This is a genomic window from Oleiphilus sp. HI0067 (genome assembly GCF_001635735.1).
Genome location: NZ_LWFI01001222.1, coordinates 35791 through 50808 on the forward strand (window position 1 = coordinate 35791; position 15018 = coordinate 50808).

The following is a 15018-nucleotide window of genomic DNA, read 5'->3' on the forward strand; positions in this document are numbered from 1 at the left end:
CCTGATGACAACACCCTGTTTTCACTGCGGTGAAGCGGTCCCTGCTGGCTTCTCCGCCACCTTAAAGATCAAAGGTAAGAACGAACCTTTTTGCTGTTATGGTTGCTTAGCCGTAGCAGAAGTGATCTCCCATGAAGGTCTCGATAATTTCTACGCTCACCGCACTGAATTCTCCCCCAAAGCTGAAGAATTGAAGCCCAGCGAATTAAAGCAACTAGAGCTTTATGATGACCCGCTATTACAAGAAGAGTTTGTGCAAGCTCACGATGGTGTATTGCAAACCTCTTTGAGTATTTCTGGCATTACCTGCGCAGCATGTATATGGCTATTAGAGCGCGATATTAATGCCATCGACGGTGTACTAAATTTTTCGATAAACCACAGTACACACAAAGCCTATATTGAGTGGGAGACACCCTGCCAATTAAGTGAAGTTCTTATTAAGGCTAGAAAACTCGGCTACAACGCTAAGCCTTACAGACATCATGAAGCAAAACTTGCGGCCTTAAGAGAGAAACGTATCACTGTATTTCGGATCGCTGTCGCGGGCATCGCTACGATGCAGAACATGATGTTCTCTATCCCTCTCTATTTGGGAATGTATAACGACCTCGACACGCAACTGATTTCGCTATTTCGATGGGTCAGCATGTTCATGGCCGCGCCAGTTGTTGCCTTTGCTTCACTCCCCTTTTACAGAGCCGCTATTCGCAGTCTCAAATCACGCAAACTAGGCATGGACATGCCTGTTTCATTTGCGATTATTATTGCGTTCTTAGCGAGCAGCTATACAACCATTACTACCGTCCCAACCTTAGAATCAGACGTATATTTTGATTCTGTTTCAATGTTTGCGTTCTTCCTTTTACTGGGTCGGTTCATTGAAATGCAGACACGCCATCGTTATTTAAATGATGATGTAGATATGGACCAACTGCTTCCAGAAACTGCCACATTGGTTGAAGGCGATAGTACAAAAAGCCTGGTATCTCAGCGTATTCAAGTCGGCGATATCATCCGCATTAAACAGGGCGAATTAGCCGCAGCAGATGGCTTAATCGAAAACGGCTCTACCAGGTTTGACGAATCCGCATTAACAGGCGAATTCTTGCCAATATATAAAGCGACGGGCGATGTTATTCATGCCGGTACCGCAAATATGGATAACACCATAGACATTCGAGTAACCGCCTCCGCGAAACAAAGCCGCTTATCATCAATCGTTAGGCTTATTGGGAAAGCTCAAGCTGCAAAACCAAGCACTCAAACGATTGCTGATAATCTTGCCTCGTATTTTGTTACCTTCGTACTGCTCGCCTGCGGTTTAACAGCGGTCTATTGGTGGAACATCGATTCTGACAGAGCCTTTGCAATTACCCTATCCGTCCTCGTCGTAACATGCCCTTGTGCCTTATCACTCGCCACACCGACTGCTTTGACCGGCGCAACATCAGCATTACGTAGACTTGGATTCTTGCTTACCAAGCATCATGCACTCGAAGCTATGTCCCAAGCGAATGATGTTATTTTTGATAAAACAGGGACACTCAGTGAAGGTCGTTTATCGATCTCTCACGTTCAGCTTGCCACTAACACTAACTTGGATAAAGAAACCGCGCTTATATTTGCAAGCGCGCTTGAGCGCCAAAGCGCCCACCCAATTGCCAAGGCATTTATTCAGCAGACAAGCAAAGAAGTCATCGACGCCAAGAATCATGTTGGTTTAGGCGTGAGCGGAATCATTGATGGCTCTCGCTATTTTATGGGCAGCGCTAGCTTTATCGGACAAAATACGTCTACGCTCGATAAACAAGAACTGCAACATCAACACGATGGACCTGTCGTATTTATGTCTGACGGCACTACATTAGTTGCTCGGTTTGAGCTCGAAGACACTCTAAGAGAAGAGGCAGCTGCCTGCATTGAAACGCTGCGTAAGCTGGGCAAAACCGTGCATATTTTAAGTGGCGACCAGCATCATTCAGTGAAACATGTCGCCGACACATTGAGTATCGAATCGTTCTTAGCTGAGCAATCGCCTGAACAAAAGCTGAACTACGTTGAGTCGCTGCAATCTGAAGGAAGAAAAGTGGCGATGGTCGGCGACGGCATCAACGATCTTCCCGTTTTGTCTCGCGCAAACCTATCTATTGCAATGGGCGGAGCGAGTGACTTAACTAAGCTCAATGCGGATGCCATTTTGTTAAACGAGCACCTCGTATCACTGGCTGACGCTTTCCAGTATTCACGCAGAACAAGAACAGTCATTATTCAAAATATTTGCTGGGCACTTGGCTATAACTTATGCATGCTGCCACTTGCAGTGGTCGGCCTCATTCCACCTTATTTTGCTGCGCTCGGCATGTCATTAAGCTCTTTAATTGTTGTATTTAACTCTATGCGCCTGCGAAAATAGCATCTCACTTAGTGCTGAATAAATCGTTATGGAAATTCTTTACATACTCATCCCTGTTTCTTTAATACTTGTGACGATCGCTATCTGGCTATTTGGCTGGGCAATTAAAAATGGACAGTATGATGACCTTGAAGGCCCTGGCCATAGCATCTTGTTTGATGATGATGAGCATATGATTCCTGGTCCAGACGACAAGCCAAAACAACAAAGCAAGGCACCTCAACACAACCAAGAAAAGGACGTATAGCCATCGAATATACCATCCTGCTAAGTGCATTCTTGCTTGGACTATTAGGTTCAGGCCATTGCTTTGGGATGTGCGGTGGACTCGCGTCTGCGCTTGGGCTCAATACCCCCCAGCATAATTATGTTTATAGCTATAATCTCGGACGATTAAGCTCATATACCTTCGCTGGCTTACTAGTCGGTGCGCTAGGATTTTGGTTCTCTGAATATCTCGGTGCACTGATGCTTTTGCGTATTGCGGCAGCGATCATGCTGATCCTAATGGGCTTATATCTAACTGGATGGCTCAATGCTCTACTTTTTACTGAGAAGCTTGGTGCCATTTTATGGCAAAAACTTAGACCGATTGGCAGTCGATTTTTACGGCCTCAGTCTCATAGGGCAGCGATAGCGCTTGGCGCTGTATGGGGCTGGCTACCATGCGGATTGGTATATTCTGGACTGATTTACGCGAGCACCCAAGGAACGCTCTCTGGCTCAGCAATGACAATGCTTGCATTTGGTTTAGGGACCTTACCTAGCATGCTAGGCGTCTCGGTAGCAGGCCAACGGTTATCTGCGATTTTAAATAGTCAGTGGTTTAGAAAAAGTGCTGGCATGACTCTTATCTGCTTCGGCGCCTGGTCGTTAGTTTCTAGTTTTTAAGATCATGGCTGATAAATTTCGATGACCTGTACGATGCTTTCATCTTGACTCGGGTTCGAGGAAGAAATCGTTTGCTCAGCCCCAAATTCATATGGTTTACGCGCTTCGGTACGATCAATTTTGAGCGTTTCAAAATCGAATAAATTTCTGTCTGCAAGCTGTGACGGTGCAACGTTTTGCAAAGAGCTAAATATCGACTCAATACGAGAGGGATGCTCCTTCTCCCAAGCTTGCAACATCGCTTTGATATTCTGACGTTGTAAGTTTTCTTGAGAGCCACACAAATTACACGGAATAATCGGATATTCCATAATATCTGCAAATTTAAGAATATCTTTCTCGCGACAATAGGCCAGAGGTCTTATAACGATATTTCGCCCATCATCAGACAACAATTTAGGCGGCATTGCAGAGAACTTCGAGCCATGAAACATATTCAAAAATAATGTTTCGACGATATCGTCCTTGTGGTGTCCTAATGCAATCTTAGTCGCCTTAATGTCCTCTGCGAATGAATACAAGGTCCCGCGACGAAGCCGTGAGCATAGACCACAGGTTGTTTTACCTTCTGGGATCTTAGACTTCACAACAGAATATGTGTCGCGATCCACAACATAGTATTCAATACCTAAGGATTCTAAATATTCAGGTAACACATGTTCTGGAAAACCCGGTTGTTTTTGATCCAAATTTACGGCGACAAGGTCAAAATCAATCGGAGCACTCTTTTGTAAGCTCATCAGAATAGTCAGCATTGTATAACTGTCTTTTCCTCCGGACAGACAGACCATGACCCTATCCCCAGCTTCAATCATGTTGAAGTCAATGATTGCTTTACCCATTCCGGCACGCAAGCGTTTTTGAAGCTTGTTGAATTCGTACTTGTCTGACCCTTCTAAGGACTTCATTTCTACTCCGATGACGAGCAAATACTCGATGCTACATGATTCAGTCGGCGCGAAGTATAAATGAAAACTGACCGAGTAAGTAAGCAAAGGTAAAGCTTGAAACAAAAAAAACAGCTCCCTTTCTGTTTAAAAAAGCACCAAATAAAACAACAGCTATACTCCGGAAAGATTTTAAGGGGGAGCACCATGTCGACTGATCATACCCAATCACCACAAACGCCTAATAACGATCAAAGTAGTGGTAGTAAAAATTTCATCACACGCTTTCTCGATACGGTTGAATTCCTTGGAAATTTACTCCCACACCCCGTTATTTTGTTCGCCATACTATGCGCTCTAGTCATCGTTATTAGCGGCGTCGCTGGGTATTTTGAACTTGCTGTGCTAGATCCACGGCCCGAGGGTAGCCGTGGTAGGTCTCCTTCAGGAATGATTGAAGTCGTCAGCCTGTTCAATATTGAAGGTCTTCAGCAAATCCTCACGCAGCTCGTTAAGAACTTTACAGGATTCACCCCACTCGGAACCGTGTTAGTTGCCCTGCTAGGTGTAGGGATAGCAGAGCGATCAGGCGTCATTTCGGCAGCAATGCGTAACTTGGTAATGGGTGCGCCCAAGAAGCTTGTGACGTTCGCTGTTGTACTAGCTGGCATCGTTTCGAACACAGCCGCTGAGCTTGGTTATGTGGTATTAATTCCTCTTTCTGCAATGATATTCGCATCTCTTGGTCGCCACCCCCTAGCCGGTCTTGCTGCCGCGTTTGCGGGTGTATCAGGCGGCTATAGCGCGAACCTTTTAATTGGAACAGTTGACCCACTTCTATCAGGCATCTCAGAGAAAGCAGCCCAACTTATTGACCCGAGTTATACGGTTGGGGCTGAGGCCAATTGGTACTTCATGATGGCCTCGACCGTTGTCATTTCTATTCTCGGCATGCTGATTACTGAGTACATCGTGGAGCCTCAACTAGGTCTGTATAACAAAGATGATGCATCACCTGAACACGTCGAAGAACTCGAGCAAGAGATGAATTCACATGCCGTAACCGATATTGAGCGCAAAGGTCTGAGAGTCGTCGGTATTTATACGCTCATCTTTGCGGGCGTTTTGGCTTCTACGATCGTTCCAGAAAATGGAATATTACGCCATCCTGAAACAGGACTTGTTGCAGGGTCTCCATTCTTAAAATCGATCTTAGCATTCATATTCATTTACTTTGCCTTAGCGGGCTTAGTGTACGGCAAGGTCGTTAAATCGATTACCAACTCGACTGATGTCGTTCACGCCATGAATCATGCTATGAACACAATGGGCGCATATATCGTTCTTGTTTTCTTCGCGGCGCAATTCGTTGCCTTCTTTAAGTGGACTAATCTAGGCGCGATCTTGGCCGTGCTCGGTGCACAGACCTTAGAAAGCTTAGGTTTAACCGGACCAATTCTATTCTTCTTCTTTATTGGCGTATGCGGGCTAATCAACCTGTCACTAGGTTCAGCATCGGCTCAATGGGCAGTCACGGCGCCTATATTCATCCCGATGTTAATGTTAGTTGGCTATTCACCAGAGGTTATTCAAGCGGCGTATCGTATCGGTGACTCGACAACCAATATTATTACACCAATGATGAGCTACTTCGGGCTAATACTCGCAGTTGCCGAGAAATACAAAAAAGACCTCGGAATCGGTACCCTCATATCGATGATGCTCCCCTACTCAGTTGTATTTATTACTGCATGGAGCCTGTTCTTCTACTTCTGGGTATTTATTATGGGATTCCCCGTTGGACCTGGCGCGCCAATCTACTACACCATGTAGCAAGCTTAATCATTAGGCACAGGACAAACTAAACGCACTAAGCTAGGCTGAAGAAATGGATATCTTCAGCTCTGTCACCTCCGCTATCGAAAAAGCTTTCACGATGAAAAGTGAGTGGCGAGAATACGACCTAATAAAATACCTCAAAGACAGCAATGATCTCGAGCTACCAAATATGGAGCTCAATCAAGCACTCAGCTTATTCAAAACGCATTTTTTAATTCGTCACGCACTTTATTCGCTTAAATCAAAATGGGCCAAAAATAAAAGCGCTCATCTTGAGATTGGAATAATCAATATCCAAAAATTTCCTTACATCACTCATAACGAAACAAGTGTAAGTAACAGCGATTTATTAGGTACGTACTATCTTGATCATGATAATTATTTCGATATGACAAAGGAAGAAATCTCATTATTACTAAACGGCTTCTGGCAACGTTTTAATAACCCTGATCAATCGGAAGAAGCTTATCAAGCATTAGGTTTGGAGATCGGCGCAAGCTACGCCGATATAAAACGAGCCTTTAAGAAAAAAGCACAAACAATGCATCCCGACAAAGGTGGGGACGAGCAAAAATTCAAAGAGCTCAGCAAAGCAAAAGATGAGCTTTTAAAAAGAACCACGCTCTAGGCCTTACACCGTTTTATAGTGAACGAACCCACGGCGTTTATAGTTGTCTAGCGCAGCAGGGTGATCGAAATTACAAGTATGAACCCATACGCGCTCGACACCATCCCAGGACCAAGCCTGTCGTACTGCATCTTCTAGAAAAGCAGTCCCAAATCCCTTACCTATAAAGTCAGGACTTAATCCAAAATACAATAGTTCAACGTTGCTACCGTCTTTGCGCAGCTCAAAGTAACCTAGAATCGCACCGTCTCTATAGGCCACCCAAGTACGAAGATTTGGGTCATTCACCAAATCAAACCATTGTTGATCTGTCCAAACCAAGCGATCAGTCCAATCCCACGCCTTTCCTACAAACGAATACAGGAATTGATTGAACGGTGCTTGGTTATGTTTTACTTCTTCCAATACATATTCGCTATCTGCAGTGGTCATTACATAAGCAGGCGGTGTATGCATCTCAAGATAGTAAACGATTTCTTCCATTAGTATTACGCCTGAATCGACGCCAAGATGCTCTCTAAAGCCTCTAATGGCGATTGAGCTTGCGTAATAGGCCTACCTATCACTAAGTAATCAGAGCCCGCTTCTAACGCTTGCTGAGGAGTCATAATACGCTTCTGATCGCCTTTATCAGCCGTTGCAGGACGAATCCCTGGCGTAACTAACTTAAACTCAGAACCTAACGACTGCTTTAACTGACTCGCTTCTTGAGATGAACATACCACGCCATCGAGACCAGAGTCTTTCGTTAAAGATGCCAAACGCATAACCTGCTCTAGCGGCGGAACATCTATCCCTACGCCGGCAAGATCCGCTTGCTCCATACTTGTCAGTACAGTCACGCCAATCAATAAGGGGCGACTTGAATAGGCACTCAACTTCTCAGCGCATGCTTCCATCATTCTTTGGCCACCGCTCGCATGCACATTTACCATCCATACGCCCATATCTGCCGCAACTCCAACCGCTTGAGCCGTGGTATTTGGAATATCATGAAACTTCAAATCTAAAAATACATCAAAGCCTAGACGATGTAAGTCTTCAACCACTTGCGGACCGCATCGGGTATACAACTCTTTCCCAACCTTCACACGACATAGTTTTGGGTCTAGCTGCTGCGCCAATTCAATCGCAGACTCTTTTGAAGGAAAATCAAGAGCGACCAAGATAGGCGAACTTACATTTGCATTAGTCATAAAAAACACACTATAGAAAATATTGAACTGTCATTGATATCGAGAGGATTATAACCGCTAGAAAGTGACAGGGTGATAAAACGAAAATTGGGCGGGAGGAAGTCTATCGAAGATCAAAAACTTCGACAATAAATAAGCGTTCTAAGAAAAATAAAACTCAGTTTTAAGCCTGCTTAGTGCGTTGAAGCTCGCGTTCAACCTTTAGCAATCTGCTCTTGATTGCAATGTTACTTGGTAATCTCACGAGATACCCAAACACGCCACCAAGGGAAAACATAATTAGCAGTGCAACACCAGCACTGACATCGATATTGCCTATCAAGTAATCGACGCTCAAGCGTTCACTATTAGATAAGGCAAACGCAACACCTAAAGCGACGAGTGCCGCGAGCAATATTACTTCAATGAGCAAAACTAGCTTAGACATGATGCGTAGCTCGACCTTTAATAACCATGCTTAAGGCTATCATTTACGATGTCACGCAGCTCTTTACCAGGCTTAAAATGCGGAACATGCTTTGCTTCAAGCGTAACGGACTCACCAGTTTTCGGGTTTCTGCCAACGCGTGGAGAACGATAGTGAAGCGAAAAGCTACCAAAGCCACGAATTTCAATACGCTGCCCTTCTGCGAGCGTCTCGGACATCAAATCTATTATTGTTTTTACCGCTAACTCTACATCCTTGACAGACAACTGAGTTTGCTTTGCGGCGATAATTTCTACCAATTCCGACTTAGTCATTGATTTTCCTTAATAAACAACGTCATTCTCAGTTTAGACAAGGAAAAACAAAAAACAAAAAAAAACGGGCACAAGGCCCGTTTTTTATATTATTTAACAAGCAGTTACTGGTTTTGCATCTGCTCTTTGATCAAATCACCGATCGTAGTTGGACCAGCTGATTCAATCTGCTTCTCACGAACTTCTTTCATCGCTTGCTTCTCATCGTCAATGTCTTTCGACTTAACAGACAAGTTGATCACGCGATTCTTACGATCAACGTTAATAATTTTCGCTTCTACTTCGTCGCCTTCTTTAAGCTGAGTCGTCAAATCTTCAACACGATCTTGGCTCATTTCAGATGCTTTCAAAGTTGCTTCAACGTCTGCTGCAAGTTCTACAACTGCTGCTTTCGCGTCTACAGACTTAACAGTACCTGTAACGATAGTGCCTTTGTCGTTCGCTTGAACGTATTCTGCGAATGGATCGCTATCAAGCTGCTTAACACCAAGAGAGATACGCTCACGCTCTGGGTCTACAGAAAGGATAACAGTTTCGATTTCGTCGCCTTTCTTGTAGTTACGAACAGCTTCTTCGCCTTGTTCCTGCCAAGAGATATCTGACAAGTGAACTAGACCGTCGATACCACCGTCAAGACCGATGAAGATACCGAAATCAGTGATAGACTTGATCTTACCGCTGATCTTATCACCCTTGTTGAAGTTACCTGAGAACTCTTCCCATGGGTTAGCGTGGCACTGTTTGATACCTAGAGAGATACGACGACGCTCTTCGTCGATATCAAGAACCATAACCTCAACTTCGTCGCCCAATTGAACAACTTTAGATGGGTGAATGTTCTTGTTAGTCCAATCCATTTCTGAAACGTGAACAAGACCTTCAACACCTTCTTCGATTTCTGCGAAGCAGCCGTAATCAGTAAGGTTAGTAACACGTGCAGTAACACGAGTGTTCTCTGGATAGCGCTCTTTGATTGATACCCATGGATCTTCACCCAACTGCTTAAGACCTAGAGAAACACGGTTGCGCTCACGGTCGAACTTAAGAACTTTAACGTTGATTTCGTCACCAACATTTACAATCTCGCTCGGGTGCTTAATGCGCTTCCAAGCCATATCTGTAATGTGAAGAAGACCGTCAACACCACCAAGATCTACGAACGCACCGTAGTCTGTAAGGTTCTTAACGATACCTTTAACTTCCATACCTTCAGCCATTGACTCAAGAAGAGCATCACGCTCTGCTGAATTTTCAGCTTCAAGTACTGCACGGCGAGAAACAACAACGTTGTTACGCTTTTGGTCAAGCTTGATAACTTTAAACTCAAGCTCTTTGCCTTCAAGGTGCAATGTGTCACGAACTGGACGAACGTCAACTAGAGAACCAGGTAGGAATGCACGAACAGATTTAAGGTCAACAGTAAAGCCGCCTTTAACTTTACCGTTGATGATACCTTTAACGATCTCTTCAGCTTCGAATGCTTTCTCAAGATCTTTCCATGCTTCAGCACGCTTCGCTTTCTCACGTGAAAGTTGCGTTTCGCCAAAGCCGTTTTCTACAGCATCAAGTGCTACGTCAACAGTGTCACCAACTGCTAGTTCAACTTCACCAGCTTCGTTTACGAACTGTGAAAGAGGGATAACGCCCTCTGATTTCAAGCCTGCGTTAACTGTAACCCAATCGCTATCGATGTCTACAACCACGCCTTTAACGATCGACCCTGGGGTCATATCGATCTCTTTTAGGCTCTCTTCAAATAAATCTGCAAAGCTCTCGCTCATTACATTTCCTGTATATGATTCTCCGTACCACCAGTTAATACGGTCTATTTACATACGCTCATGACAAACCTCTGGCCGGTTTTTCATTGCCATAAGCATTAAAACTATTTTTAGAGGAAAAATCTTACTTTGGATTGACCAATAAAAGGACTTTTTCCAACACTTGCTCGATCGAATATTCGGTCGTGTCGATCGTGACAGCATCGTCTGCGGCCTTTAACGGCGCGGCTTTACGACCCATATCACGCGCATCACGCGCTTCGATCTCTTGCAAAAGGGTCGCGATTCTAACATCTTCACCCTGTGCCTTCAACTGTTGGAAACGACGCTCTGCTCTGGCTTGAGCAGAAGCGGTTAAGAATATTTTGAATTGAGAGTTAGGAAAAACAACTGTTCCCATATCTCGTCCATCAGCTACCAGACCAGGAAGCTGCTGAAAATCGCGCTGGCGCTGCAATAACGCTGCACGCACTTCAGGGAGAACCGCCACTTTTGAAGCATTATCGCCCGTGGTCTCAAGACGTAATTCACTCGTCACATCCTCTCCTGCAAGCATTACACGAACCGGCTCGCCCGGCTTTGAACTTTCAAAAGAACAATCAAGACCTGCCGCGACTGCGGCCAAACTTGACTCGTCATCTAAAGCGACATTTTGACGTAGCGCCGCAATGGCGGTTAAACGATACAAAGCCCCACTATCGAGAATCGACCAACCTAACTTAGTCGCAATTAACTGTGTAATCGTCCCTTTACCAGAACCGCTTGGTCCATCTATACAAAGAACTGGAGCTTGTGAATTTGGCGCCATTACGCGTCTCCGTTTACCTTCACATTCATCCCTACACGATTTGCTAATTCAACAAAGTTAGGGAAAGACGTCGCTACATTAGCGCAATCATTAATTACGATTTCACCTTCAGCACGCAATGCTGCAACAGAAAACGCCATTGCGATGCGGTGATCGCCATGCGAGTGCACCGTACCTCCATGCATCTTAGCACCTTGAATCACAATACCATCTGGCTTTACTTCAGTACGCACGCCAAGCTGCGCTAAGCCATCAGCCATTACTTGAATTCGGTCGCTTTCCTTAACGCGAAGCTCTTCAGCTCCACTTAACACAGTCTCGCCTTCTGCGCATACTGCGGCGATAAAAAGAACTGGAAATTCATCGATCGCCAAAGGCACCTGATCTTCAGGAATTTTAATACCCTTTAGTGGAGCCGATTTAATACGAATATCGCCAACGGGCTCACCACCAACGGTCTTTTCGTTAGAGACGGTAATATCCGCACCCATTTGACGAAGAATATTGATAACACCCACGCGAGTCGGGTTGAGACCAACGTGCTCAAGCGTAAGGTCTGACCCTTCAGCAATAGAGGCCGCTACCATAAAAAAGGCTGCTGAAGAGATATCCGCTGGAACATCAATTTTACCGGCCTGCATTGAATCGCCACCTGAAAGCTTCGCGGTCGCACCATCACGCTCAACAGAATAACCAAAGCCATTCAACATACGTTCAGTATGATCGCGAGTTGGCGCAGGCTCAGTCACACTTGTATCGCCCTCAGCATACATACCTGCAAGCAGTAAACATGATTTCACCTGAGCACTAGCCATCGGCATGTCGTAATGCATACCCGACAGCGCTTGCCCGCCCTTGATAAGCATTGGCGGACGCCCACCTTCAGCTGTTTCAATAACAGCGCCCATTTCACGTAAGGGCTTCGCTACACGCTCCATCGGACGCTTTGTCAGCGACTCATCACCAGCAAGCTCGGTATCGAAACTTTGTCCCGCGAGCAAACCAGCGAACAAACGCATGCCCGTACCCGAGTTACCTAAATAGATCGGCCCCGGAGGCGCTTGTAACCCATTCAAGCCGACACCATGAATCTTAACTCGCCCGTTGTTCGGCCCTTCAATGACAACACCCATATCACGAAAAGCCTGAAGCGTTGCAAGACTATCTTCACCTTCTAAAAATCCTTCGACCTCCGTGACACCTTCTGCAAGCGCTCCGAGCATAATAGATCGATGCGAAATAGATTTATCACCGGCAACACGAATAGCACCAGATAAAGCGCTGCCTGCGCCAGCATTAAAAATTACATTATTTGTATTCATAGCGTTTACGTAGGATTGTCCAGATAAGACTTTAGAAAAATGTTCTCGCGCCGCTCGAGCGCGCGTAAATACACCAAGCATTTCTTGGCTTTGGTCATCAGCGACCGCAGTGCGTAGTTTTTGCAAGTCTACAGAGAAGCGATCCAATACATTTAGAACGGCTTCTTTATTTGCAAGAAATATGTCGTGCCACATTCTAGGGTCACTTGCAGCGATGCGCGTGAAATCCCGAAAACCACCAGCAGCATAGCGGAAAATATCCTCGTTATCAGGATTTCCCGCCAAGGTATCAACCAATGAGAATGCGATCAAATGAGGAAGATGACTCGTTGCCGCCAAGACCTCGTCATGCTTTTCAACCGACATTTGCAGCACATTAGCACCACAAGCGCTCCACATCGCGTCAACTAAGGATAATGCTCGCTCATCAGTATGCGTTAAGGGAGTAAGAATCACTTTATGATTTTGGTAGAGCGAACTATTTGCGGCAGTAACTCCACTCTTTTCTGATCCAGCAATCGGGTGACCAGGAACAACAAACTCTGGCACATCGCCGAACACCGACTCGACTGCAGAAACAAAGTTACCCTTAACACTTCCTACATCGGTCAGTACAGCACCGGGCTTGATGAATGGTTTAACCTCTTGCAGCACACTCTCAAATGCTTGAACTGGAACTGCCAACACAATGATATCTGCGCCAGAAACTGCTTCAGCAATTGTTTCAGCAGCTACATCCACAGCACCTAATTCAATACCGAGCTTTGCGTGATTTGAATCAAGCGTATACCCGACCGTCTTCGAGACAACGCCTTGCTCCCTCAAGCACTTTGTTAAAGAACCGCCAATTAGACCAAGCCCAACAACCGAAACGGTGAGCCCTTTTAATTCTTGCATCGCTAAACTTAGCGAATCGCTAGCCATGACTAAGCGACTCCAAAACTTCAATAAAACGAGCGTTTTCTTCAGGAAGACCGATTGATACACGAAGGTGATTTGGCATTCCATAATTCGCTACAGGACGCACAATAACACCCTGCTGCAACATAGCTTCGTACACTTCCATTCCAGAACCTTTCGTATCAAAGCACACGAAATTGCCTTTCGATGGAATATATTCGTAGTCCAGTCGATCAAATGCATCGGTCAACTGCTTCATACCATGTTCATTTGTCGTGATGCTTTTCTTTAAATAGTCTTCGTCTCTCAATGAACCGAGAGCCGCAGCAAGCGCGAGACTATTCACATTAAATGGATGACGAACTCGATTCAGCACATCCGCAATTTCTTCATTTGAAATCGCATAACCAACGCGCAACGAAGCGAGCCCCCATGCCTTTGAAAACGTTCTCGTGACAATCAAATTCGGAAAATCAGACAGCAATGAAACCCCATTAGGAAAATCGGGATCGGTACTGTATTCAATATACGCTTCGTCCAACACCACGATCACGCTTTCTGGCACTTGAGACAAAAACTCTACAACTTCAGCTTTACTCAACACCGTTCCGGTTGGATTGTTTGGATTGGCAATAAAAATAAGGGATGTGCGATCGGTAATTGCCGAAAGCATTGCAGATAGATCATGCCCCCAATTCAGTGCCGGCGTTACAACGGCAGTTGCATTAACTGCTTGCGTCGCAATGGGATAAACCGCGAATGCATATTGCGAAAAAACCACCTCACGCCCTAGTTCGGCATAAGCTCGCGCAATTAAGTCAAGAATATCGTTAGACCCATTCCCCAGGGTAAGTTGCGATGACTGAACTTTTAAACGCGATGCAAGCGCTTCTTTTAGTTTAAAGCCATTACCATCAGGGTAGCGCGTCAATTGAGAAAGCTCGTTGCGGATTTCTTCTAAAGCAATTGGGCTAGGGCCAAGCGGGTTTTCATTACTTGCGAGCTTTACGATATTCGAGATGCCTAACTCTCGCTCCAACTCATCGCTTGGTTTGCCCGGTTGATAAGGATGTAAGCCTCGGGCACCTTGAGTCGCCAAAGACACAAAATCACAAGAAGAACGCGTTAAATCGCCCATTAGAAAACCCTTTTAAATCTATAAATACGCGTTACAAAACGCCAACGGGATAGGAACCAAGATGCTTAATGTCGACGGCATCTGGCGAAATATCTTTGATCACCGCCTGAACATTCTCATCATCAAAATGACCATCAAAATCGATATAGAAAACGTAAGCCCAAGTACTACTATTAGAGGGCCGAGACTCTAAGCGATTCATATTCACGCCGTGACGCTGAAATGGCTCCAAGACGTGATACAAAGCACCCGGCTTATCTTTCACTGAAACCATAATTGATGTTTTATCTTCGCCGCTCGCAGGCACGACCTCAGAACCGATAATAAGAAAACGTGTCGTGTTATCAGGACTGTCTTCTACATTTTTTGCTAGGAAATCTAAATCGTAGAGCTCTGCCGCCATATCACTTGCGATGGCAGCAACTCCAGGCTCCTCAGCGGCTAGTTTCGCAGCCTTACCATTGCTCGATA

Annotated in this window: 15 protein-coding genes; 5 read left to right on the plus strand and 10 right to left on the minus strand. The window is 45.2% G+C overall.

The features are described 5' to 3' along the window. The first annotated feature begins 4 nt into the window (after nucleotides 1-4). The 3 genes from A3739_RS18470 to A3739_RS18480 are packed head-to-tail and all read left to right on the plus strand — an operon-like array spanning nucleotide 5 to nucleotide 3307. Nucleotides 5-2416: a heavy metal translocating P-type ATPase gene (locus A3739_RS18470; protein WP_068502364.1), complete on the plus strand. Its 2412-nt coding sequence runs from the start codon at nucleotides 5-7 to the stop codon at nucleotides 2414-2416. 28 nt (nucleotides 2417-2444) lie between these two features. Continuing rightward, nucleotides 2445-2663, plus strand: a complete 219-nt coding sequence (gene ccoS / locus A3739_RS18475) for a cbb3-type cytochrome oxidase assembly protein CcoS (protein ID WP_068475695.1) — start codon at nucleotides 2445-2447, stop codon at nucleotides 2661-2663. Nucleotides 2664-2695: 32 nt separating this feature from the next. Continuing rightward, entirely contained in the window at nucleotides 2696-3307 is a 612-nt protein-coding gene (locus tag A3739_RS18480; protein ID WP_197472427.1) for a sulfite exporter TauE/SafE family protein, read from the plus strand. Between the two features lie 2 nt (nucleotides 3308-3309). On the opposite strand, the gene ttcA is transcribed toward A3739_RS18480, so the two are convergent. After that, nucleotides 3310-4215: a tRNA 2-thiocytidine(32) synthetase TtcA gene (gene ttcA, locus A3739_RS18485; RefSeq protein WP_068477149.1), complete on the minus strand. Its 906-nt coding sequence runs from the start codon at nucleotides 4213-4215 to the stop codon at nucleotides 3310-3312. Between the two features lie 186 nt (nucleotides 4216-4401). Between ttcA and A3739_RS18490 the strand changes: the two genes are divergently transcribed. Continuing rightward, on the plus strand, nucleotides 4402-6027 hold the full coding sequence (locus tag A3739_RS18490; RefSeq protein ID WP_068502368.1) for an AbgT family transporter: 1626 nt from the start codon (nucleotides 4402-4404) through the stop codon (nucleotides 6025-6027). Between the two features lie 103 nt (nucleotides 6028-6130). Then, nucleotides 6131-6661 carry a DNA-J related domain-containing protein gene (locus A3739_RS18495; protein WP_231876638.1) on the plus strand — a complete coding sequence of 177 codons (531 nt, stop codon included), beginning with the start codon at nucleotides 6131-6133 and terminating at the stop codon, nucleotides 6659-6661. 3 nt (nucleotides 6662-6664) lie between these two features. Here A3739_RS18495 and A3739_RS18500 read toward each other — a convergent pair whose 3' ends face one another. The 9 genes from A3739_RS18500 to A3739_RS18540 all read right to left on the minus strand — a co-directional run. Next, nucleotides 6665-7144 (minus strand): GNAT family N-acetyltransferase, encoded by a 480-nt coding sequence (locus A3739_RS18500; protein WP_068476997.1) that lies wholly within the window; start codon nucleotides 7142-7144, stop codon nucleotides 6665-6667. 5 nt (nucleotides 7145-7149) lie between these two features. Next, nucleotides 7150-7857 (minus strand): orotidine-5'-phosphate decarboxylase, encoded by a 708-nt coding sequence (gene pyrF, locus A3739_RS18505; RefSeq protein ID WP_068476999.1) that lies wholly within the window; start codon nucleotides 7855-7857, stop codon nucleotides 7150-7152. A 163-nt stretch (nucleotides 7858-8020) separates the two neighbouring features. Continuing rightward, nucleotides 8021-8284: a LapA family protein gene (locus A3739_RS18510; RefSeq protein WP_068477001.1), complete on the minus strand. Its 264-nt coding sequence runs from the start codon at nucleotides 8282-8284 to the stop codon at nucleotides 8021-8023. 17 nt (nucleotides 8285-8301) lie between these two features. Further along, the gene (locus tag A3739_RS18515) at nucleotides 8302-8598 is read right to left on the minus strand and encodes an integration host factor subunit beta (protein WP_068477003.1); all 297 of its coding nucleotides are present in this window, start codon (nucleotides 8596-8598) and stop codon (nucleotides 8302-8304) included. A 104-nt stretch (nucleotides 8599-8702) separates the two neighbouring features. Beyond that, entirely contained in the window at nucleotides 8703-10379 is a 1677-nt protein-coding gene (gene rpsA, locus A3739_RS18520) for a 30S ribosomal protein S1 (protein WP_068477005.1), read from the minus strand. 124 nt (nucleotides 10380-10503) lie between these two features. Further along, a complete protein-coding gene (cmk, locus tag A3739_RS18525) occupies nucleotides 10504-11187 on the minus strand; it encodes a (d)CMP kinase (RefSeq protein WP_068502372.1) in 684 nt (227 codons plus the stop codon). Continuing rightward, complete coding sequence (locus A3739_RS18530; protein ID WP_369819800.1) at nucleotides 11187-13433, minus strand: bifunctional prephenate dehydrogenase/3-phosphoshikimate 1-carboxyvinyltransferase; 2247 nt, start codon at nucleotides 13431-13433, stop codon at nucleotides 11187-11189. Before A3739_RS18530 ends, cmk begins: the two co-directional genes overlap by 1 nt. Next, nucleotides 13426-14547 (minus strand): histidinol-phosphate transaminase, encoded by a 1122-nt coding sequence (hisC, locus tag A3739_RS18535; protein WP_068502374.1) that lies wholly within the window; start codon nucleotides 14545-14547, stop codon nucleotides 13426-13428. The genes A3739_RS18530 and hisC overlap by 8 nt, the downstream gene beginning before the upstream one ends. Before the next feature lie 31 nt (nucleotides 14548-14578). Further along, the coding region (locus A3739_RS18540) for a prephenate dehydratase domain-containing protein (protein WP_156502682.1) at nucleotides 14579-15018 on the minus strand (440 nt) is incomplete at its 5' end.